The sequence below is a fragment of the Methylotuvimicrobium buryatense 5G genome (assembly GCF_000341735.1).
GTDB lineage: Bacteria > Pseudomonadota > Gammaproteobacteria > Methylococcales > Methylomonadaceae > Methylotuvimicrobium > Methylotuvimicrobium buryatense.
Window position 1 is genome coordinate 3443290 of record NZ_KB455575.1, and the last position, 23443, is coordinate 3466732.

Annotated in this window: 19 protein-coding genes; 12 read left to right on the top strand and 7 right to left on the bottom strand. The window is 49.1% G+C overall.

Annotated features, from left to right (window positions below):
• Nucleotides 1–65 precede the first annotated feature (65 nt).
• Entirely contained in the window at nt 66–1490 is a 1425-nt protein-coding gene (locus METBU_RS0115580) for a sigma-70 family RNA polymerase sigma factor (RefSeq protein WP_175421718.1), read from the bottom strand.
• 158 nt (nt 1491–1648) lie between these two features.
• Between METBU_RS0115580 and METBU_RS0115585 the strand changes: the two genes are divergently transcribed.
• The 3 genes from METBU_RS0115585 (at nt 1649) to glgP (ending at nt 7598) form a co-directional block, all read left to right on the top strand.
• Entirely contained in the window at nt 1649–2563 is a 915-nt protein-coding gene (locus METBU_RS0115585) for a MerR family transcriptional regulator (protein ID WP_017841514.1), read from the top strand.
• Nucleotides 2564–3032: 469 nt separating this feature from the next.
• Complete coding sequence (mgtE, locus tag METBU_RS0115590) at nt 3033–4373, top strand: magnesium transporter (protein ID WP_017841515.1); 1341 nt, start codon at nt 3033–3035, stop codon at nt 4371–4373.
• Nucleotides 4374–5066: 693 nt separating this feature from the next.
• Nucleotides 5067–7598: an alpha-glucan family phosphorylase gene (glgP, locus tag METBU_RS0115600; protein ID WP_017841517.1), complete on the top strand. Its 2532-nt coding sequence runs from the start codon at nt 5067–5069 to the stop codon at nt 7596–7598.
• Between the two features lie 47 nt (nt 7599–7645).
• On the opposite strand, the gene rpe is transcribed toward glgP, so the two are convergent.
• A complete protein-coding gene (gene rpe / locus METBU_RS0115605) occupies nt 7646–8317 on the bottom strand; it encodes a ribulose-phosphate 3-epimerase (RefSeq protein ID WP_014150400.1) in 672 nt (223 codons plus the stop codon).
• Between the two features lie 380 nt (nt 8318–8697).
• On the opposite strand from rpe, the gene METBU_RS0115610 reads away from it, so the two are divergent.
• The 9 genes from METBU_RS0115610 to METBU_RS0115650 all read left to right on the top strand — a co-directional run bounded on the left by METBU_RS0115610 (nt 8698) and on the right by METBU_RS0115650 (nt 16912).
• Complete coding sequence (locus METBU_RS0115610) at nt 8698–9210, top strand: PepSY domain-containing protein (protein WP_017841518.1); 513 nt, start codon at nt 8698–8700, stop codon at nt 9208–9210.
• Between the two features lie 261 nt (nt 9211–9471).
• Nucleotides 9472–10053, top strand: coding sequence for a DUF3450 domain-containing protein (locus METBU_RS24360; protein ID WP_083877856.1), 582 nt, complete (start codon nt 9472–9474; stop codon nt 10051–10053).
• Between the two features lie 2 nt (nt 10054–10055).
• Nucleotides 10056–11219, top strand: coding sequence for a MotA/TolQ/ExbB proton channel family protein (locus METBU_RS0115620; protein WP_235726420.1), 1164 nt, complete (start codon nt 10056–10058; stop codon nt 11217–11219).
• Between the two features lie 19 nt (nt 11220–11238).
• Nucleotides 11239–11766 carry a MotA/TolQ/ExbB proton channel family protein gene (locus METBU_RS0115625; protein ID WP_017841521.1) on the top strand — a complete coding sequence of 176 codons (528 nt, stop codon included), beginning with the start codon at nt 11239–11241 and terminating at the stop codon, nt 11764–11766.
• A gap of 167 nt (nt 11767–11933) precedes the next feature.
• The gene (locus METBU_RS0115630) at nt 11934–12368 is read left to right on the top strand and encodes an ExbD/TolR family protein (protein ID WP_040575763.1); all 435 of its coding nucleotides are present in this window, start codon (nt 11934–11936) and stop codon (nt 12366–12368) included.
• Entirely contained in the window at nt 12365–13141 is a 777-nt protein-coding gene (locus METBU_RS0115635) for an energy transducer TonB (protein WP_017841523.1), read from the top strand. The genes METBU_RS0115630 and METBU_RS0115635 overlap by 4 nt, the downstream gene beginning before the upstream one ends.
• A 364-nt stretch (nt 13142–13505) precedes the next feature.
• Nucleotides 13506–13700: a hypothetical protein gene (locus tag METBU_RS24365; protein ID WP_017841524.1), complete on the top strand. Its 195-nt coding sequence runs from the start codon at nt 13506–13508 to the stop codon at nt 13698–13700.
• Nucleotides 13701–13878: 178 nt separating this feature from the next.
• Nucleotides 13879–16161 carry a 2OG-Fe(II) oxygenase gene (locus METBU_RS0115645; protein WP_017841525.1) on the top strand — a complete coding sequence of 761 codons (2283 nt, stop codon included), beginning with the start codon at nt 13879–13881 and terminating at the stop codon, nt 16159–16161.
• Nucleotides 16162–16291: 130 nt separating this feature from the next.
• The gene (locus METBU_RS0115650; RefSeq protein WP_017841526.1) at nt 16292–16912 is read left to right on the top strand and encodes a hypothetical protein; all 621 of its coding nucleotides are present in this window, start codon (nt 16292–16294) and stop codon (nt 16910–16912) included.
• 405 nt (nt 16913–17317) lie between these two features.
• On the opposite strand, the gene METBU_RS0115655 is transcribed toward METBU_RS0115650, so the two are convergent.
• From METBU_RS0115655 to METBU_RS26585, 5 genes are all read right to left on the bottom strand, one after another.
• The gene (locus METBU_RS0115655; RefSeq protein ID WP_017841527.1) at nt 17318–20527 is read right to left on the bottom strand and encodes a type I restriction endonuclease subunit R; all 3210 of its coding nucleotides are present in this window, start codon (nt 20525–20527) and stop codon (nt 17318–17320) included.
• A gap of 773 nt (nt 20528–21300) precedes the next feature.
• Nucleotides 21301–21609, bottom strand: a complete 309-nt coding sequence (locus METBU_RS0115660) for a hypothetical protein (RefSeq protein ID WP_017841528.1) — start codon at nt 21607–21609, stop codon at nt 21301–21303.
• On the bottom strand, nt 21596–22063 hold the full coding sequence (locus tag METBU_RS0115665) for a type II toxin-antitoxin system HicB family antitoxin (protein WP_017841529.1): 468 nt from the start codon (nt 22061–22063) through the stop codon (nt 21596–21598). Before METBU_RS0115665 ends, METBU_RS0115660 begins: the two co-directional genes overlap by 14 nt.
• Nucleotides 22060–22323: a type II toxin-antitoxin system HicA family toxin gene (locus METBU_RS0115670; RefSeq protein ID WP_017841530.1), complete on the bottom strand. Its 264-nt coding sequence runs from the start codon at nt 22321–22323 to the stop codon at nt 22060–22062. The genes METBU_RS0115665 and METBU_RS0115670 overlap by 4 nt, the downstream gene beginning before the upstream one ends.
• 647 nt (nt 22324–22970) lie before the next feature.
• Nucleotides 22971–23186 (bottom strand): type II toxin-antitoxin system VapC family toxin, encoded by a 216-nt coding sequence (locus tag METBU_RS26585; protein WP_175421716.1) that lies wholly within the window; start codon nt 23184–23186, stop codon nt 22971–22973.
• Between the last annotated feature and the right edge of the window lie 257 nt (nt 23187–23443).

Here is a 23443-nt window from a genome sequence, read left to right on the forward strand (position 1 = left end):
AAGGCCGGTTTATTTTTTATCCGACCTTTTTATTGTTCGGTGCAATGTCGAATTAATCGCTTGTTTTAGCCGGGTTCGAGAAAATCGACTAAATCGCTGCTGAATTTATTTTTTAATTTCAATAGTGCGCTGTTCTGAATTTGCCTGACCCGTTCACGTGTTAACGACATACGGTCGGCAATGTCTTGCAGCGTCATTTCGGTATCGCTATCGAGCCCGAAACGGCAATTGATAATGTCGGCTTCTCGCTCAGGTAGGGTTTCGATAGCCTTCCTCAAGCAGTTTTTCAATGCCGAATTAGCCAATATACTGATCGGTTGCGGAAAATGGTTCTGCTCCATCGAATCGACGATTGCCGGTAAATCCTCATCATCATTAATATTGTTATCAAGCGAAATGGTCGGTTGATAATTATTGACGATGGCTTTGATTTCCTCTTCAGGCAAGGCGCAGATTTCGGCAAGTGTTTTATTGGTCGGCCATTGGTTGTGTTTGACCAGATAATCGTTCATCGTTTCGAACACCGCGGCCGCTTTTGCCGCAATGTTGTAAGGCAAGCGGACCATTTTTTCCTGTCTGACCATGCCCCGAGTGATGCTTTGTTTGATCCAATAAATCGCATAAGTGGAAAAGCGCACCGATCGCCGCCAATCGTAACGGTCAACCGCCTTGATCAAACCCACAGTCCCGTCTTGAATTAAATCGGTAAATGGTAGCGAAGAATGGTGATATTGACGTGCAATGAAAGTGACTAGCCTAAGGTTGCCGCTGATCATCGCACGTCTTGCGGAAATCATTCGTTGTTGCTCGATCGACGCGGATTTCAACAACTCTAAGTCATCATCGTTGAGTGCTCGATCCTTGAGCCGGCAAGTTAAGACTTTGACGATTTGTTGCAGGAAATTAGGTAAAAGATGAAGATCTTCCAGTAACTGTTTGCATTCGGTAAATGCGGTGCTTGAATGCGGGTTGTCTTTGGCGTTGATCACTTGCTGAAAACACTCTAGTAACTTGCTTGCAAGCTGTTTAGCGGTATCCTGTGCAGCATTGTCCTTTTGTACAGGTTCGAGATTGTTTTTTCTGATAAGCTCGGACAAGTCGGTGCCATCGCCGATAGCGCGAACAAATTCGCCGGCTATAACAGACAGTCCCGAATTCGAATAAATCATCAAACGCGATAAGTTTAAGCGACTTTGTTCCATCTGTTGGGCTAGCGAGGTTAATTCCTCTGCAGTCAAAACCGATGCATTTTGCTGATGTATCAACAACTCGTCGCCTCCGCTTTGCATGAATGTCATTGCGTTATTCGATGAGGATAACTCTTCGGTTTCCGCAAATAAGTCGGCATCTACAGGTTCCGATTCGATTTCATCGGAATCGTTGTTTAGAGTGTCGATTTGCGGCCGGCACGAATCCATAAAATCCGTATCGAGGGAGGCTTCCTTGTATAAACCTCGAAAACTGCCGGAACGGTACTGATTGTTTAGCATTGAATGGTTCATTTGGGTCATAGTGGATTGCCCCTTACCAGGTAACTGGTTATATACCCTGAGTAAATACTTAGTTGAATCAACTAAAGCTTGGATTAAACATTACTCCTGAGTACAATGTTTGTCAAACATTAATCATAAACAAAACCTGTGCATAAATGTATACAATAAAAACCGTGACTTCACTCACAGGCATAAACACCGAAACACTCAGAGCTTGGGAAAGGCGCTACGGAACCGTTAACCCCGTTAGGGATAGCAAGGGCCGGCGTCTTTACACGCAGCAAGATGTCGAGCGTTTGACGCTGCTGTTGGCGGCAACTCAGCAAGGTTTTACGATCAGCAAAATCGCGGATTTAAGTAACGACGAACTGCAGGAGTTGTTGAGCGCCAACCCTAATCCGCCAAATGCCAATCAAGAATTGTTTTTTCTGCGTATCGTCGATGCCTTGCTGCAATTTCGCATGGATACCTGCGAAGACTTGCTAAGGCGGGCGCTGATTGCAATGGATCCCCTGAGTTATGCCCGAGAGGTTCTGTTGCCGACCCTCGAAAAGGTCGGTAATCTTTGGCATGAGGGTAGATTGACCATTGCTCAAGAGCATCTGTTTTCCGCCTGTGTTAAACGTATCGTATTAAGTATGGTAAATCACGAACAGCCATTTTCCGGAACCAATCCCGGTGTGATGTTCGCGACCATGACCGGAGAGCATCACGAATTCGGAATATTGCTGAGTTGCTGGTTGGCCGCTAGTCAACGTTGTAAATGCTATTACATCGGCCCCGATTTGCCATGGGAAGACTTGTTAAACGCCGGAAACCGGCTCAAGCCTTCTGTTATCGTTCTGAGCCTCGCTAATACACCGCCTGAACAAGCCATGGTTCAAAACTTAAACAATCTGGCCGAGGCGTTGCCGAAAGATATCCAGTTATGGGTCGGCGGTACCGGTGCACAGTATTTGTTCAAGTCGAATCAACTGCCGGAACGGTCGGTTTTTACCGCTAGTCTCGACGACTTTTACCATCGAATCGGTCGCTTGATTCAAAGTCGTCCGCTCTCGCGGCCGTTTTAGCGATTCTCGATCGATTGATTTAAGGTCTGACTTTTCAATGCATGAAAAGTTCTTAATTTCTTATCAATACGGTAGGTTTTTTTAATCCAGTCGTTCAAATGACATGAAGACGAGGTTTTTATTGCATTCGCGGCAAATGGCTTTCATAATTCTAGGCTTATTTAACACAGGACTATTGCCTGTTATTGTTGATTCGATGCTCAGATTCTTTTTTACTTTCTCAAATCCAATGCATGGTTGTTTTGGCCGAATATCGTCCGAGCGGATGGTTTATCGCTTGAGGCTGTGCGTGGTTATTTCGGAGTGTAGGGTTAGTTTTATGAAATACATGGCATTAAATATATTTAATAATCAACGATATGCTTAAAATGGGTTGCCGAATAATAATATGAAAAGGGCCCGGATGGGCCCTTTTTTTTGGTTTAACGTTTACACAGTCCCGTTTAAGGGACCCAATTAGGGGGCAGCAATGAACGAAGAAATCAGTCATTTGGTCGAGCGGCTTAACGATGCTGAAAATGAAGATCAAAAAACTGTTTTTGAACAAGCCATAGAAGAACTGGAAAGTACCGAGTTGGCATTATTGTTGGAATCCCTGCCCTTGCACCAACGTTTGGAGCGTTGGCAGCAGGTTCCTGTCGAAGATCGTGTCGATGTTTTGGTTGCCATGCGTGCCGAACCTAGGCAGACCATTATCGAAAGCTTCGAAGAATCGGAATTGCAGAGTTTGTTAAGCGGCTTACATGCCGAGGATTTGATCGAGCTGGCGGAAACATTGCCGGAATCGGTGATAGATACCGCGCTTGGCAATATGGATGCTAGTCAGCGTAAACATTATCAGTTATCGGCGCAATATGACGATGAACGAATCGGCCGCTATGTCGATCACGAGTTATTGATTTTACCAAGGACAGCAAGGGTTAGACAGGCGATGCGCTTGATCCGCAAAAACCTGCCCGAGTATACCGATTGCATTTATCTGATTCAGCGTAATGGTGCTTTCGTCGGCACCGTTCTCGTTCATAAATTGTACGCCGCGGATCCTCTTACGCCATTGGTCGAATTATGTATAGACGATCCCGTTACTGTTTCAGCGGATAGTTATTTAACCGATGCAGCGGAAAAGATGGAGCATTCGGGGCTAACCGCATTACCGGTCATCGATGCCAATCAACTGTTATTAGGCAGAATTACGTTACGCTTGGCTTTGGAAATTACCCGCGAAGAATATGAAAGCCAATTGATGGCAACCGCTGGTATGGATGAAGACGAAGACTTGTTCGCTCCTGTGATTCGTAGTTCCAAACGCCGGGCCACCTGGTTAGGAATTAATTTGATTACGGCTTTTTTGGCTTCTTGGTCAATCGGCTTATTTGAAGGTACATTACAGCAAATCGTTGCATTAGCGGTGTTGATGCCGATTGTCGCATCGATGGGCGGAATAGCCGGTAGTCAGACCTTGACTTTGATAATTAGAGGCATTGCATTGGGTCAAATCAGCAAAGGAAATTTTAAGCCGCTTTTAATTAAAGAGGTCAGCGTCGGCATACTCAATGGCTTGTTATGGGCTTTAGTGATCGGTGTAATTGCAGGCATTTGGTTCGGTAGTCTGTCTATCGGTTCGGTGATTGCGGCCGCGATTGTCGTCAATATTATCATTGCAGCTTTCGCAGGCGTCGTAATTCCATTGGTCTTGGATAAGCTCGATATCGACCCGGCCTTATCCGGTTCGGTCATCCTAACTACTGTGACCGATGTTGTCGGTTTTGTTGCTTTTTTGGGATTGGGGACCGTTTTTTTGTTGCGATAATCAATAGGCTCTTTGCTATACCCGTCATAGATCAAAATTCGGCGCCTGGGTGTCCGCTAAAGGACGCCGTGTCTAGCTAGCTCCATGCCGGCAAAGCCTTTATGAACGCCATGGATGGCGTGAATGTCGATTTTGCAGGAGCGAAAATCGACCGGACACCCAGGCGCCTCCTCAGGCACTGCCGGAAATTGAAGTGCGAAAGGTATAATCAAATGGTAGAGCCCCTCGAATCAACGACGAAATTTGAATTTAGATTGGTATAGAGCCGTCTCAATGCTGTCATAATTCAAAGCGACAATACTCATTATCCTAGAAAAAGCATTTCACCATAAAGATTCACAGCAATTCCCAATTTGGGGATCAAAAAGGGTGTGGAGCGTGCTTGGCGAGGATGTCGGCAGCGGGACAGGTTTTTGCTCCTCGGCAATTGCTCCCGCATTGCCCTACTAGACGCCATCCTTGGCGCTTAGGTGCTGCCAAGTCTCCATGGATGGGTTTACGGCGTTCCTCGACAGGCAACCCCACACCCTAAGATTGGCGAACCTGCTTAGGTAATCTCCTGAAATACTTCATGAACTTCATGGTTGACCTGCCGAGTTTAAGATTATATATATTGTGCCGCTGCTTTATGCTCATCGCATTACGAAACTCGGTTTGCTAAGGGCATAGTCGTATTTTTACAGGAGAAGGCTGATGACCGCACCTCGTTTTTTTACGCCCGAATTGAGTCAAAAACTGGATGGCTTATCCGAATTGGCGCTGGATTGTAATTTTTCCTGGAGTCACCGGGCCGACGAAATCTGGCATCGATTGAATAGCTCCTTATGGGAGCAATCCCGTAATCCATGGCTAGTGTTGCAAGCCTGTTCGGCAAACTTGTTGCAAGAGCTCGCCGATAATGAAGAATTTTGCCGAAAACTGCAAAGCATCGTGGCCGAGCATCGTGCCTCGCTGGCCGAACCCCGTTGGTACCAGAACGAACTCGAACAAAGCACTAAGCTAGCGCAAATTGCCTATTTCAGTATGGAGTTCGGCCTTAGCGAAGCTTTGCCGATTTATTCCGGCGGCCTGGGTTTATTGGCCGGCGATCATCTAAAAGCCGCCAATGATTTGGGCATCCCCCTCGTGGGCGTTGGCTTGTTGTATCAAAACGGCTATTTTCGTCAGGCTTTCGACGATGACGGCAATCAGATCGCGCTCTATCCCAACGCCGATACCGGCGATTTACCGATTTGCCCTGTACGAAAGGATAACGGCGAATGGCTCCGGATAAAACTCAATACCCCGTCGAAATTGTGGATCAGAGTGTGGCAAGCGCAAATCGGTCGAATTACGCTTTATCTATTGGATAGTAACGATCCGGTCAATCATCCGGTCGATCGTTGCATTACCAGCGAGTTGTACGGCGGCGGACTCGAAATCCGTTTGGCTCAAGAAATTTTATTGGGCATCGGTGGCTGGCGAGTGTTGAGAGCTTTAGGCATCAAGCCTGAAGTTTGTCATTTGAATGAGGGTCACGCGGCATTTTTAGTGCTGGAGCGAGCCCGCGATTTAATGAAAGAAACCGGGCTGGACTTTAAAACCGCGCTGAACATTACGCGGGCCGGTAATCTGTTTACCACGCATACGCCGGTCGAAGCCGGCTTCGATCGTTTCAGTCCGGAATTGATTGGAAAACGGCTCGGCAATTATGCGCAAAAACTCGATATCGATATCGAAACTTTATTGAATCTCGGCCGCAATCCGGATTTAAAAACCTACGATAAATCGTTCAACATGGCTTATCTGGCTATTCACGGAAGCGCCGCGGTTAACGGCGTGAGCCGATTGCATGGCGAGGTCAGTCGGCGTATTTTCAGCCCTTTGTTTCCGAATTGGCCGGCGGAAGAAATACCGATCGACCATATCACCAATGGCGTCTATGTTCCGGCATGGGATTCGCAGGAAGCCGACGAATTATGGACCGGTTTGTGCGGTAAAAACCGCTGGGTTTGCGAATACGGCGATTTGCCGGATCAATTCAAGCGGGTCACCAATGAACAGTTATGGAATCTGCGTGCGCAAAACCGAAAATGCTTGGTCGAGTTCGTCCGGGCTGAGTACAGTCGGGAACTCGATGTTCAGGGTAATATCTCGAAAACCGAGCGTAAAGATCAGGTGCTTCGCTTATTCGATCCTAATGTCATGACTATCGGTTTTGCCCGCCGGTTTGCAACCTATAAGCGCCCTAACCTGCTGTTAACCGACCCCGATCGTTTGGCCGCGATACTAACCAATCCCAATCGGCCGGTGCAATTGGTTATCTCGGGTAAAGCTCACCCGGCCGATTTGCCCGGTCAAGTGTTAATCCGAGCTTGGCATGAATTTATCCGTCGGCCTGAAATCAGGGAGCGTGCAATTTTTTTGAGCGACTACGATATGATTACCGCCGAATATTTGGTTCAAGGTGTCGACCTTTGGATCAACACGCCTAGACGTCCTTGGGAGGCTTGCGGGACCAGCGGCATGAAAATTCTGGTCAACGGCGGTTTGAATCTATCCGAACTCGACGGCTGGTGGGCGGAAGCGTACCGCCCCGAAGTCGGCTGGTCATTGAACGGGCAAGAGGTCGAGCAAGCCGATCATGAACAAGCCGAGATACTTTACCGCCTGCTCGAACAGGAAATCGTTCCGATGTTTTATGAGCGTGATCAACAGGGCTTGCCGCGCCGCTGGCTAGCTATCATGCGGGAAAGCATGGCGACGCTGACGCCTTATTTTTCGGCCAATCGCATGGTCAGGGAGTATACGTCCAAGTTTTATTTACCTCTAGCCGAAAGCTATTGCAAAAGGTTGGACGGAAATATGCAGCCGGGTAAGCAGCTGATCGAATGGTTGAAACGCATCGAAGACCTTTGGGCTAAAATTCATGTCGATAATGTGGTGACGGAAATCCGGGAGAAGGACTACGCGTTCAGCATGCAGGTTTATCTTGGGGAGCTTAACGAGGAAGATGTTTGTGTGGAATTGTTCGCGGAATCTTCAGGCGAAGGACGATTTGAGATTCATTCGATGGCGATAGAACAAGAGTTGGCCGGCGCGATAAACGGTTATATCTACAGTGCGACGATACCGAAAACCAGGCCGATAAGCGATTATACGCCCAGAATTAGACCCGGCAATCCGGATTGCAGTTTGCCGTTGGAAGCCAATCAGATTTACTGGGTGCAAGCGCGACAAGGGTAAATTAAATCTTGCCTCGCTTGCAGTAGAGATTTACAAAAAAGTCGTTTTTACTCGGCTTTTGCAATTTCCGCGCGCATTTGGTCGATGACTGCTTTGTAGTCCGGTTTGCCGAAAATCGCCGAACCGGCAACGAAGGTATCGGCGCCTGCCGCTTTGATTTCACGAATATTGTCGACTTTGACGCCGCCGTCGATTTCCAAACGAATATCGAAACCGCTTTCATCGATTCGTTTTCTTGCATCGCGCAGTTTGGTTAATGCCGATGGCAGAAACGACTGTCCGCCGAAGCCCGGATTGACCGACATCAACAAAATCATGTCGAGTTTATCCATCACATGATCGAGATAATGCAGAGAAGTCGACGGGTTGAATACCAAGCCGGCTTTACAACCTTGGTCTTTGATCAATTGCAAGGTTCTATCCAGATGAACCGAAGCCTCAGGATGGAAGGTAATATAGCTGGCGCCGGCTTTAGCGAAGTCCGGGATGATTCGATCGACCGGATCGATCATCAAATGCACGTCGATTGGAGCGGTAACGCCATGATTTCTTAATGCTTCGCAAACCAATGGGCCGATCGTTAAATTGGGTACGAAATGATTGTCCATGACGTCAAAATGGACAACATCGGCACCGGCCGCTAAAACGTTATCGACTTCTTCGCCTAAGCGGGCAAAATCGGCAGAGAGAATGGAAGGAGCTATCCAGTTTTGGGCCATTTTTTTATCCTCGATTAAAACAAAACAAGCAATTATAGTCTTTTTTTATTAATTGATCCCGCATTGATTTATAAGTGTATTCAGTGAGGCAAGCGATATCAAGTTTAAGTTCAAAAAACAACTCTGGAGCTATTGTAGAGTCGGATAGACGAGGACTATAATCGAGTCGTAGTTCTGTTCGTTTATACTCCTTTTAGATTGAAAACCGTCTAAGAATAAAAGGTATGGGATGTGTCATCGAGGAACGCCGTGAACCCCTCCATGGGGGCTTGACGGCAGCTCTGCCGACATCCTCGCTAGCCACACCCCATATCTTCATAAAGTTACCATTTTTGAGTATAAAGTGAGTAGAACTCGTCCATATAGCAAGGAGAATGATTATGAACAAGAAAATGATAATTGCGTTGTTGGCACCGTTGTTTTTTGCTCCGGCTGCTTATGCGCAATTCGAACATCACAAAGGACCTGTCGATAGTTGCGTGAAATCGGCGCTCGATGCTCATCCTGGGGATATAGTATCAATGCGGGCCGAAATCGAAGACGGTAAGCCTCAGTATGAATTGGATATCCACGGCAAGGATGGTAAGCATTGGGAAGTCGAATGCGATGCCGCAAGCGGTAAAATATCCGAAACCGAGCGCGAAGTCGCGGCCGACGATCCGGAATTTACGTCGAAGGCTAAAGTCAGATTGGATGCGGCGTTAAAAACGGCATTGGACAAGTATCCGGGCAGCGTCATGAAAATCGAATATGAAATCGAAGCGGACGGCGGCGTTGCCTATGAGTTCGATATCAAAACCGCCGACGGCAAGCTGCTTGAAGTTGAAGTCGATGCAATCAACGGCAAGCTCAGCGACCCGGAAGAAGTGGTCTATCAAATCGGCTTGGATTGATAAGGCGAGTCGTAATTACGGATGCTATTGTCGCTACAATAGCATCCGATTTTTTGGCACGGACCAGGACATTGCCAACCATACGGTAGATTGGCCATTTAACAGGGGTGTTTTTTGGGAGTTTTTCCCATTGCCTTGATCGACCTTCACCTGCTAGAGTCTTCGACCAGCATATCTCTCTTTCTTCAGTTGTTTCTCGAAAATTTCGCAGTGCCATATTTCCCCCTCCGATTGATTTCAATCACCGTTTTCATTTCACTGATGCCGTTCGTTGATGCGGCCGAGCCAGTCGAAAAGGAAGCGCAAGCCTCGGCACAAACGAAAATAAGTCCGTCTGGCGAGCCCGAAGATAAGGCCGTTTTGCTTGATGTATTGTCACGGTTCGAGTCCGAGTTACGAGAACAGCTCAAAAACGCCCTTGCCGAATTGAAACAGCGTATCGAACAGGGTCCGCCCTTCCAACTCGAAGAGCGTCAAAAGCGTATAGTCCGGCTGGAAATCTTGCTGAACGATCCCGATGCCGATTTGCCGGAACAATATCGGCGCGTCGTCGAAGCGTACCGGGTCGAGCTCGATTATGCGAAGACCATCGATGCCTATCGAGCTCTGCTGAAAACCGACGGAAACGAGCGCTTGGTGGACTTCCTCAGCATCGGGCGCTTGGCTTTGTATTACCAAACCCTCAATGGCCGCGAATCGGGCATTTGGCTTAACGATAGTCGCCGTTGGCAGCGTTTGTCCGGGGAAGGCAATGAAGCGATTACTCAAGGGCTGCGCACCGCGCGGAAATTGGAGCCGCCGCAATTGATCGAACTGCCGCTGCCGGGACCTAGGAAGCCATGAATATGAAATTTTGGTTTGTCTTATGCCTCGCGCTTGCTTTGGCCCCATTCGCCCAAGCCGAAACCGAAGCCGTATTGACGCCGCCGGAATTGGAAACCCGTTTGGACGAAGAGCTGGCGGCCAAGGCCGCATTGTTTCTGGCGATTCGAGAAAGCGCTTCGGACCTCAAGCCCTTATACCAGCAGCTTTTTTTAGCCGGCGATGCTGCCCGGCAGAGGGCCTTGCTCGAACAATTGGCCGACTCTAAACAGATACCGGCGACAGAAGATCTAAAGGAATTATTTACCAGTTTACAGCAGCAACTCGATGCCTTAGGGAGTGTGTCTATTATTCAGGCGCCGGTTTATGAACCTAGCGGTCAGGCCGTCGACAAGGAAGTACTAAGGCTCGGCGGTTTCAGCTTCATCGCCGATGGGCGTTATCTGGCGTATTCGCCCGAGATCGACCGATTGGTCGAATTGCCGCGCCAACCGGCGTCGAGCCTGCTCAATTCGGCGCGCCGATTTCAGCAAGTGAATGCCGATACGCTGGCGCCGGTCGCGATCGACCCGTCAGGCGGGCAGACCTTGCAGTTATTGGTGCAAATTCCGAATTTGCAAGAACGCATCGCCCAAGGCGGCATCGTCGGTTGTTTGATTCTGATCTTGGCTGGTTTCGCTTACGCGCTCAGCGGATACCGTTTCGTTGATCTGACCCTGGTCGGTAAACGCATCAAACAGCAACTGCAAACGACCGATTTGAGGCTCGACAACCCCTTAGGCAGGGTTCTCGCCAAGCTGGAACAGGAGACCGCATGCGATGAAGAGGCTTTGTATTTGACCGTCGAGGAAGCCTTAACCGGCGAGCGGATCAAACTGGAGCGCGCCCTGGCCTTTTTGAAATTAGTGGCGGCGATTGCTCCGATGTTGGGTTTGCTCGGTACCGTCACCGGCATGATTGAAACCTTTCAAGCCATTGCACTGCATGGCTCGGGCGATCCGAAATTGATGTCGGGGGGGATTTCGCAGGCGCTGGTTACAACCGTGCTGGGGCTGGTAGCCGCGATTCCGATTTTGTTGTTCCATAGCTTGTTGCTTGGCAGATGCCAAAATTTGGGCAATTTATTGGAAGCCCATGTCGCGGCGGCTCTGGCTTTACGTCTCGAGCAACGGCATGCCGCCGAATAAAACCTAACGGTAAACAGCGATGAACGGCGATATTATCGAAAGCCTGATCATTTCGCTGCAGCGCGCCGAACAGCACATCGAGGATTTGATCGCGATGGGCGGGCCTGTCATGTGGCCGCTGCTGGCCGTTTCGCTCGTATTGTGGACATTGGTTTTGGAGCGTTATTGGTATTTGCTGCTTGTCTTTCCCGCCTATATCGAAAACAATCTTCCGGTTTTGCGCTCGCGTGTCGTGCTGATCATCGAGACCGCTGAAGTCACTTTTTTACTGCGCCGCCATCTGCGGCTCATCAAAACATTGTCCGGTATTCTGCCGATGCTGGGTTTATTGGGCACCGTGACCGGCATCGTCGAAACCTTCGATTTGATTCGCGTGTTCGGTAGTGCCGAGCCGCGCATCGTCGCGCGCGGGGTCTCTCAGGCATTGATCACGACAATGGCCGGTTTGGTGTTGGGTTTATTCGGCGTGGCGGTCGGTTACGATCTCACTCGGCGGGCGCGCACAGGCGAGCGCCGGTTTCGCAGTCAAATCGGTCGTTATGAATAGATTGCCATGAATCGAAAAAAATTATACTTCGCGCGGCCACATTTACGGTTTTCTAACTCGCTCTTTTGTTCGATAGCTGCGTTGCGAAAACAGTTACATAGCTTGCTATGCGTCTGTTTTCGCGCCTTGCTCTCGAACAAAATAGCATTGCCATAAAAGCCGCAAACATGACCGCACGAAGTATATTCAAAAGCCGTAACGACAACAACGAGGATCATTCCGATACGATCAACATGACACCGTTGATCGACATGGTCTTCATTTTGTTGATTTTCTTTCTGGTGACCAGCTCGTTCATCCGCGAATCGACGGTTGCGGTTCAGCGCCCGAGAGCCGCGACGGCCACACCTCAGCAAAATACCGATTTGATCGTAACGATCGGCTCGGATGAACAAATCTGGCTGAACAACGACTCGGTGGATATACGCATGCTGCGTGCCCGGATCGAACAACAAGGACTCTCGGGACCGAGCCGGTCCGTGGTTATTTTGGCCGATCAAAAGACCAGCACAGGGCTGTTGATCAAGGTCATGGACCAACTGCGCTTAGCCGGCTTGGCCACAATCTCGGTGGCGGCCAGTACGGAGCCGGACCCTTCATGAAACCGGCGCATTCGGGCCGGGTGTTGTCGGCGTCGTTTGTCGCGGCCTTGATCATTAACCTAGCTTTGCTGCTCTTGATCGGCGCATTGATCAGCCGGCGAGAAGCCGCATTGATTTCGGAAGCGAAACCGCAAGCGATCGAATTCATTCGCATGCCGCCGAAGGTCGAAGAGCCGAAACCGAAGTCCAAACCGATCGAGCCTCCCGAACCGGAGCCGAAAGCCGAGCCCGAACCGGTAAGGCCCAAGCCCAAAGCCGTCACGCCGAAACCGGTCAAGCGTGCCGCTCCAAGGAAATCGGCCCCCAAAAAAACGCCATCGCCAAGCGTTCCGGCCCCCCGCATCGATATTCCCAAACAAGGAGACGGACCTGAATTGGCACCCGTGCCGGGCACCGACTCACGCGTGACCGCGCCGCCGTCGGATTGGTCGACCGACAAGACCGAAGCGGCGGCAAGCGGTGACGGCACCGGTGCGGGAAACAGCGGCGCGGGCGATCGAGCCTTGGTGGTGTTATCGCGCACGATGCCGCGTTACCCGCGTCGGGCGCGCGAACGCGCTATCGAAGGCTGGGTTCGCCTGGAAATCGTCGTGAAGCCGAATGGGACGGTCGGCGATGCCCGAGTCATCGATGCCAATCCGAAGCAAATTTTCGATCAGGCGGCTCTCGAAGCGATCCGGCGCTGGCGATTCAAACCGACACACAAGGACGGCCGCGCCGTCGAACAGCGAGTGGTTCAAGAAATCAGCTTTCGGCTCGATAGGCGGCGTTAGTCGAGCTTTCGATTCGCTGAGGAACAAGCTGAAATAACTTCTTTAAATGGTTCCCACGCTCTGCGGTTCGTATCGGTAACTTGCTAGACAGGTTATCGCTCCCAGGGCCGAATGCTCTGTGGGAGCGATCCCCAGATCGCGATGTCGAAGCCGCAAACGTCAGGTAGCAATAAATGCTATCGAGGTCGTATTGGCTAAGATGGCAATACACAATTTATGTATAACGACGAGTGCAGAGCGTGAGAACGATAAGTACCCCTCTTCATCTGAAAAAGGGCTGGTGTGAGAGCATCAACAGTCTGAGTTATCTTGTGCTCATTCTTAATCGGAATATCAATATCCATGGCACCAAGACATTGCACACATGAAAGCCAAATTAAAACTAATCGCGGGCTTCGTTTTGTTGGAAACGATCGATATCATTCCGTTGCCGATTACGACACTGGTTGCGGTCTATATCGTTTGGAAAAAGCCGCTTTGGTTTAAAAACCTGGTGCTGGAGCTTTATCAAGTGGACGAGCCGAAGGCTAAGGAACGGGATGACAAGTCATTGAATTAGCACCGGTGAAATAGAGCAATTTATCCAAAAAAGCGATTTCTACAAAATCCGCGGCAATATTTCGACGGCCCATTAGGTAAATGGCTTGGGAAGTATAACTAATCGAATCTTTTCGCGATTTTTGAGCGTTTCGTGGACAATATGCTTTTATTACCCGATTTCAAGAGAACCTCCCACGATGCCAGCGATTACAGAACAACTATTCGAATGTCTGTCCGATATTCAGACGCCTGGAAATTTTTATGCCACCGGTTCCATCGATGCTTTTCCTCCAAGTTTGGAAGTCGACGGCGTCGGGCGGATCGCGTTGCCCATACTGCCGGAACAGGCCGAACTGTTGATTGCGGCCGCCGAGCGCGCGCCATACGGCAAAGGCCGCGAAACATTGGTCGATACCGAGGTTCGGCGCACTTGGCAAATCGATGCCGGACAAATCAAACTCAGCGGCAAGCACTGGCGGGCGCAGCTCGATGCCATTGTCGGCCAGGCCGCAGCAGGTTTGGGCGTGGCCGGCGAAGTGCGAGCGGAACTTTACAAATTGCTGGTCTACGATGCCGGCAGTTTCTTTGTCGGTCATCGCGATACCGAGAAAACCGCCGGCATGTTCGCGACTTTGGTGATTGTCCTACCCTCTTTGTACCGGGGCGGCGAATTGCGTATCAGTCATCGTCAGGAAGAAGTCACGCTCGATTTGTATCGAGAAGATCCGTCCGAAATCGCTTTCGCGGCGTTTTATGCCGATTGCAGGCATGAAGTGTTGCCGGTTTCCGAAGGTTGCCGGTTGACCTTAATCTATAACCTGGTACGACCGGACACCAAAGCGCCATTGCCTCAACCGCCCGATTATCGCCGGCAACAAACACAAGCTGCTTCATTACTGCGCGATTGGGCGGCGTCGCTGGCAAATATTAGCGATCGCGAACTTCCGGAAAAACTGATTTATCCACTGGAGCATGCTTATACGCAGGCCGAATTAGGATTTGACGCGCTTAAAAATGCCGATGCCGCACTTGCCGAAGTATTGACCGAGGCCGCCGGGAAAGCCGATTGCGAGATTTATTTGGCGTTGGTGACGATGGCGGAAAGCGGCAGTGCGGAACCCATCTACACCGGAAGCGGCCGGCGCCGTTATTGGGACGACGATGATTTCGAATACGAAATCGGTGAGGTTTTCGATCGTTTCGAAACCGTTTCCGAATGGCGAAGTATCGACGGTAGTCAACCGCAATTACCCGTATTGCCGTTTAGCGCGGATGAATTTTGTCCGCCGGAGGCTTTCGAACAAATGGAAGCCTGCGATATCGAATTTCAAGAAGCGACCGGTAATGCGGGCGCATCCTTCGAACGCACCTATCGAAGCGCCGCACTGGTCATTTGGCCGCGCGCCGGTCATTTGGCGATCATCAATCAAGCGGGAGCGAAAGCCGCGCTAAACCAATTGATCGAATTGTGCGGACAATGGGAAAATGAAGGCAAGCCGCACGACTCCGATATTCGCCGAAATGCGCGTACCCTGGCGGGTTTCATGCTGCGCGATTGGTTACCGGATTCCTTCCAGCCGCAAGGCTACGCAAGCACTACCGTAGTGCGCGATTTCTTGAATCTATTGCTGCGTTTGCAGGATAGCGAACACATTGACCGGCTTTGGTCGATCATTGCCGAACGAGGATTTTACAACAAGGAAGACTGCTCCGAGCTGGTAAGGGCTTCCGAGCTATTGCCGTGGAACTCGGTGGTCCGCAGACTGGAAAGTGCAATCAAAATCGGCGGCTATAAAGCACTGGAAGCCGGCACCGCGCTGCTGGCCGCCTTTTGCTGGAGCAAACCCGAACAGGCGCCGGCATTGATCGCGGCCGCCGAAATTTTATACCAAGCATTGCCCGGCGACGCCAAGCGCTTTCCACAACTACAGCCTTGGGAGATCGAAAGGCTTAAAATCACTCCCGAGATGGCGGCGGATGTATTGGAAAGTTTCAGCGCGATCGAGCCCGTTTTGGCCGAAAAAACGCTGGAGTATATGCTTAAATGGCCTAATCGCTACAATATCGAGACGACTCTGACGCCTGCCTTGTTGCTGTTGACGGGCCACCCATTGCCGGTAGTGACACGGCTTCGCGCTGTTATCACAAGCTACCTACAGACCCGCATAGCCGACGAACCGGTACAACCGAAGGATTGGCGAAGACATAGTGCCTTGACTTGTAAGTGCAAGGACTGCGCGGAGTTAAGCGCATTTCTCGACAATCCTGAACAGTCTCAATGGACTTTGAAGGCACCCGAGGCGCGGCGTTCGCATGTCGAGGAAATCATCCGGCGAAGCAAGAGCGATGTCGATTGCGCGACCGACCGTAGTCATAGGCCTTATAGTCTGGTTTGTACAAAAAACCAGGCAAGTTATCGGCGGCATGCCGAGCAACATCAAAAATACCGGGATACGCTTGCGCAAATTACGGTTGACTAACTCATCCGGTTAATTTAAGAGTATTTAACACTTGCTAGACAAAGTTCAGCAAGCTGTGCTGGAATAATGAAATCAGAGATATGGCGAACAACATCCGCCATTTTTGACCGATTTATTTAAGGAGACCGCGATGCCTAAAAAAGCCGCGAAGAAGCAAAAAAACGATGAAAACCAAGAAACGCTGCGGGATTTGCAACGCCGCGCCGATGAATTTATCAATGAAGGGTTCATATCCGGTGAAATGGACGAGTTGTCCGAAGCATTGAATAAAAAGTTTATGGACTATATCGATGCGTACGAGGATACGAAATGGGTAGCGACCTTCGACTTACTGTTGCAATGCGGCATGACCTTACCGAGCCCGGAAGAGTTGGACGATACGCAACTCAGCGCCAAATTGTGGGAGGTCATTAATGGTCTAGCGATGCTGCGCATGTTTCTTTACAGCACGGATCACCTTAACGACCGCGAACTCTACGAAATACTTTGGCATGACGTGTTGCGCGAGGAAGGCCCGGTTATGCCGTTAGATAACGATTCGGCCTTCCATATCGATATATTGGGCAGCGGCAGCGAGACAGATATGATGCTTTACCTTCGCTTTTATGCGGATAAAGAAGAACGTCGCAACTGGGCGAAAGATTGGCCGGAAGATCTCATCCCTCCTCATGTCGAACCTCCTTACGATCGAGACCGGCACTTGCCGAGCCGCGATCAAACGCAATGGCGTATTGACGGCAAACCGTCTTAAAACAAAACTGTACTGCAACTTCGGATTTCGTTGTCTCGTTCCCAAGCTCCAGCTCTTATCGTTATACACAAATATCGGTAAAATTGCTAAACAAAGGTCATCGTATACCCGGCAACGGTGCTGTTTGAAAAAACTGCGGATATTGAACATCAGTGGCTCCGAAATCGCGATCTGGGGATCGCTCCCACAGAGCATCCTGCCCCTTGTGGGAGCGACGCCTTCGTCGCGATTTCGAAGCCGGGTACGTTAAGCAACAATAAAAGGTATCGAGGTCTTATTCGCCAAGATGGCAAGACGGTATCTACGACTTATGTATAACGGCGAGAGCTCCAGCTTGTGAATGCCTACCGTCAAGCTCTACTTGTATACACGCCAAGCTGCTAGAGCTTGGGAGCGAGAGAGCTTTCAAAAATGGCCGTAGCGACTCTCGCCTGCGCCTTGATAATTAGCGTAGATATGCTGGTAAACCAGCAAACTTTTCATATCCACTTCCTCATCCGGGTAGGTCTCTTGCGGCAACCACTGTAGACTGTGATCGATCAGGGTTTTCACTTGCGCGGCGACTTGAGTGCTTTCGCGCCAACGCTCGATTTTCAATTTTTCCGCTTTTAAGGTCGCCAACGTCGTTTTAGCAACTTCTTTAACTTTTTGGTCTTCCGCTTTGGTCAACTCCGGTTTTTTCAGTAAATCGAAAATCGCCAAAGTTTCTTCATCCAAACCCTCGCGCATCGCTCTTTCCGTTTCCGGCATCAGCCCGTTTTGCATGAAATCATTCAGATCGTCGAATGCTTTTTGAACGGCTTGAATGTCCTTGCCTTGGTTATATTCGGCAATGATGGCTTTATATTTTTCGTAAAACTCCAGACGAAGCGGGTTCTGCTGAACCATTTGCTCCAGTTTTTTTTGAATCGCTGCTTGCAGATCGAACACCACCGCGTTTTTTTGCTTCGATTTGGCAAACGCCGCCCGAAGCTTATCGAAATCCAAGCAGCTCAAATCGACAAAATCGTTATCGCGGATTTCGTTGTCTCGAACGTTGACGCTAATATCGACTTCTTGTTGCAGCCTGCGGATGACATCGGAAATATCGGCCAGCTTGGTTTTCTGATTCAACTGCTCGTAGATCGCTTCAATCGCGTTAAAAGCCTGAATAAAAGGTTTGACTTCGGGTTCCGGATACAACGCCTTGTATTTTCTGAAAACATCGCGCGCCGCAACTTCGAATCGAGTCCGCATGGTTGCATTCAAACACACGGCATTGGTTGCTTGTTTTAATTGGCTCAACCTCTCCAAGGCGGTTCCGGCAAGCAATAATTTATCCAAGTCGAACGCTACGTTCTGCAAGAATTGACGTACCGTTAAAATAGCATCGGCCAACTCGTCGGCCATTGCAACCAGCATTTCCAAGGGCCGGCCCGAGTCATTTTCCTCATCGCCGTTTTTGCGTTTACCCCTATCGCCGCCTTCGCCATAGATTGAATAGGCTTTTTCCAGTTGTTTGTATACATTGCCGTAATCGACAATCAAACCGTTTTCCTTTTCATCGTCATAGACTCGATTGGCGCGCGTGATGGTTTGCATCAGCGTATGCCCTTTGATCGGCTTGTCCAGATACACCGTTGAGACACTCGGCACATCAAAACCCGTAATCCACATCGCGCAAACTATCACTAAACGAAAAGGATTATCGTCATCCTTGAATTCGGTTTCCAAATCGCGCTCGACCATTTTTTTGCGGTGCGGCTCAATATCCAGGCCCAATTTGGCGAATTTCCGAACTTCATTTTGTTCGGGGCTAACCACCACGCACACTTCGGTCGCTTCAACCCGTTTCAAATGATGCTTGAGTTTCAGCTCTTCTTGCTGATCGTCGGCATCGTGAATGCGCTGTTTCAGTTCGGCGACATATTCCGGCCAATATTTCATAACCAAGTCGTGCATCCGGACGGCAGTCGGTTTATCCAACGCCACAAACATCGCTTTGCCTTGATAGCCGCGGTCATTGAAATGCCATACCAAATCCCTGGCGATCGCATCCAATCGTCGCTCGGACGTTAAAATCGGATAATCCCGTTTAAACTCCCGTTCCAGTTTTCGCCGCTGATCGTCATTCAACTCGGCATCATCGATGATATCGGACATGCGTTCGTCCAGATCGGGGTTTTCGATACCCAGCTTTTCGCCGCGATTCAAATAACGCAGCGGTAACGTTGCACCATCGACGATCGCCCGCTTAAAGTCATACACCGAAACATACTCGCCGAAAATATTCCGGGTCAGTTCCAGTTCGTTTTTAATGATCGGCGTACCGGTAAAGCCCAGATAAGAGGCGTTGGGAATTCCTTTGAAACGCATATTGCCGGCAAAAGCGCCGCCTTGAGTCCGGTGCGCCTCGTCGGAAATCACAATGATATTGGGGCGATCGGTAATCAGAGGGTAGTCCGTTTCCTTCTTGGGATCGATCGAGAACTTGTGAATCAACGTGAACACATAACGATGATTTTCGGTCAATAATTCACGTAAATGGTCGCGGCTCTTGGCGCGTACATTATCCTCGGTCACCGCGCCCACGCTGCTGAAAGTGTCGTAAAGCTGATTTTCCAGCTCGGTTCTATCGACAACCAACAAAAACGTGTAACTGCCGCCCAACTTACGCAGAATTTTTTGACACAGAAACACCATCGAATAGGACTTGCCGGAACCCTGAGTATGCCAAAACACGCCCAGCTTGCCTTTTAGCGCTTCAATATGGGCCGATCGATCGATGACCTTGTTGACGCCGATGAACTGATGGTTTTTGGCCATGATCTTGGTGACTTCGGACCCTTCGCCATCGAATAATAAAAAATTCTCGAACAAATCCAGCAAACGATGCGGCGCACAAGTGCCGCGTAGCAATGTATCGAGGCTCACCACGCCTTCGTCCTCCTCCTCGATGCGCTTCCATTCCATAAAAAATTTATACGGGCTGGTCAACGTACCGACCCGGCTATCGGCGCCATTGCTCAGAATGATAAACGCGTTGCAATGCAGAATTTCGGGGATGGTGTCTTTATAGTCGGAGAGATTATTGTCAAACGCATGGCGTAAATCGGTGTGATGGGCTTTCAACTCAAAAAACACCAGTGGAATGCCGTTCACAAACCCCACGACATCGGGGCGGCGGTTATATAATTTACCCACTACCTCAAATTGCCTGACGGCTAGAAAATGATTGTTCGCCGGGACGTCAAAATCAAAGACCTTCAAGCGTTTTTTCTGCAATACTCCTTTCTCGTCCTGATAACTGATCGGAACGCCTTTGACCAGCAGATCATGTTTATCCTTATTAATCGCAGCCGGATGCTTGTCCGCCGCTGATTCCTTCAGCACATTCACTGCTTGTTGATAAGCGGCTTCCGGCACATCGGGATTCGATGTCCGTAGCGCCTGTAACAGATAGCGCTCCAGAATCACTTCGGATTTATTCAGCCGCCCCAGCAAACCGTCGCTACGGTCGGCCTGAGTTGCCAGGGATTCCTTTTGCCAGGCCGTAACCACCGTCCAGCCTAGATCCTCCAGCACCTCTTGTGTCGCGGTCTCAATCAGGCCGTCTTCCGAATATTCGTAGCTCATTGCAGAAAATAGTTATGCCTTTAAAAAATATAAGATTAGCTAAGTTTTTTGAGTCTTGGTTAATTGTGTTAAGCGATGAGTTTTAAGGCTATTACGCCGCCTTGACTTCCAAATTTAACAGATAAATAGCAAGTGTCTGATTTTTAATAACTATTGCCGAATTTCCGAATTACAGTTAAATAAAAATGCAATGGCCGAACGCTCTACGGTTGTATCAGGATTAGCCATGAGCTGAAAAAATTCAGAACAGGTTGCCCGGTAGTATGGCCCATTTAGCCGATCCGGAGTGGCGTTGATTGGGTTAACCATCTTGGAAATTGTTGGTGATTATAGCTTATAAAGCGCCAGGCGTAGGGTGCGCATCGCGCACCTGGGTCGGGGCCTCGTCGGTTCGGAACCGTGGAAAGGTGCGCGATGCGCACCCTACGGCGCTATCGAAATTTAGATTTCAGCATGAGGGAATGGAGGGGCCGGGCTTAAAATCTCTCCATGAACGCTTCGTCCAGGACCAAAGCAATTCAAAACGTTCCGGTCGGATTGAATAACCGACCCGTGCTAGTACTCATCTTTAAACCTAAAAAGAGCAGTTGAGAGCTTCAAACTACCTTTCGCCCTGAGCCCTTCGGCTACGCTCAGGAGAGCCCTGTCGAAGGGTGAACGGTAGTTTGAGGCTTCATCAGGCCGGTGAAAGTGCAGTAGACCCTTCATGCTTCGACTTGGCTCAGCACGAACGGTCTTCTGCACATGCCAACTGCTCTTTCAGGTTAAAACGCTTAATCTTCGACCTTTTTCTTCCTCGTTTTTTTCGGCTTACAAGGATTAACGATAGCTGCATCGACTGTTGTAGCTGATTCAACGCGGGTAGGCATCAGACCAATTTTAGAAATCCCTACTAAGGCGCTCGGTAACGTAGCCTCAGGCGTAGGGCCAAACATACCGGTCCCAATCTGAAATTCCATCAATAAATCGTATTTTCCTTCGTGAATTCCATAATGTTTAACTAATAATTCGGTTAAGTCGCGGAGCGACAATACGGGAGCTACAGCCTTTGGTGATTGAATAATTTCGTTAGTGTCTTGCATAAGGAGCATCGGCAGGGTTGATAGGCATGTTAAACCACTGGGGTTCCGAAGATGGAATCGAGTTGATCACTGGGTTTTGTTGGCCAGCTATCGATATATTGAAGGGGTTGGTCACATCATGGCTTGCATACAGATAAGCCTCTAATGCGCGTTTAACAATTTCATTCAAAGATACGTCGTCATTGTACGATCTTAGAATGGCCTCTTTATGCAATTCCGGCGTAACCCTGACATTGAATTGGCCCTTCAAAGGCTTTTTAGCTTCGATCCCAAGCTCTGCACAGGTTTCAATATAGTCGTCCACCGCCGCTTCAAACTCTTGCCTCAACTGTTTTGGTGCCTCGGCTTCGTAGGTAATTAGATCATCAATAAACAACAACTTTCCGTAACAAATTTCTTCTTCGGCATCTATTTCGCAAGTTCCTTCGTAATCTTTGTACTTTAGTGTTTTCATTTCTTATCTATCAGCCCCTTTGATGTTAGGTGGTCAATGACTTGTCCAATGTAGATCTTTTTAACAATGTTGCCTGGATGTGGCTTGTGAAGATTGATCACCGCTTCTAATTCTTTGTTAAAAAACTTTCGTCTTGACCCATCGTTTTTTAGTTCTTTATAGCCAAATCCTTCTAGAACCTTTTTTAACTCATCCCATGTGATGTCGGAAGGAGTTGGTTGTGTGGTCAATCTTTCTAGCGCTTTCTGCTGCTTCGACATAACTTTAGACTAGAAAGTTCTTTTTGTAACTAAAAAACGGTTACACATTATCATTTGTAATGTTCTTATCGTCAATTTCACATTCAAAACTTAAAGATCATCACTAGTGTATGATGGCAAGAGTCTTTTATACCTCTTCGCCCAGGTTGAAGTACGGTCAGCGGCTTTTTGCAGAAATCCATGTCCTAAGGCATTGGTTTGCGTGAGCTCAAGGCAGCGGCATACTGACGCCCCGCAACGGATAAAGCTTTATTCAATGGTTTATGCGCCAAGTGAACCGACTTTACCGCACTCTCCTTGATATATACCTTTCGCACTTCAAATTTCGGCAGTGCCGGAGGAGGCCTCGGGGTGTTCGGTAAAGGCTTTGCCAGCATGGAGCTGGCATAGAGCCTACATGGACGTATTTACCCAGCACCTAAATAAGCCATGATTTTGAATCATTGCCAAAGACCTATGGAATTTAGGTGCTGGGTTTACGGCGTCCTTTGACGGGCACCCCGAGGCCGAATTTTCATCTACGATGAGTATAATTATGCTCCAGCCCTTTCTTATTTGCTATTAAAGCGCGTAGCCCGTATGCAGCGTAGCGGAATACGGGAATGGCGTGGCTCCGAGCTCTAAATAAAGACTATCAATTGATACCATCATTTAGCGCTTGGAATAACCTGTACATTGCCTATCAAAAAAGCTTTGTCATAAATAATGATCGGAACAGACTCTAGCTCGTCTTGAGCCATTAACATTCGATCAAACGGGTCTCGATGCGCAATCGCCAAGCTTCCTGCTTTTAGTGCATGACGCGACGTAATAGCCAATTCCGCAAAGCCCATTTTCCGAAGAAAACCCTGATAATCAGACAATAACGGCTTGGCTTCGGGTAGTTTGCCTATCCGGTATTTCGTTGCAATTTCCCAGGCCGATGCGCTGCTTAGAATTTGGTCATAAATAACTTCCCTATTTTAGTGGGTTCGGTAACTCGATTGGCAGGTGTCGGCGGCAGGGAAAGCCGCCGTCAAGCCTACAAGGAAGTATTCACGGCGTCCTGCCAGGCGAGTTACCGAACCCTCAACAAAGCTCATAACTCCAGAAAGTTATTTTTAGCGAAATCCTTACCAAA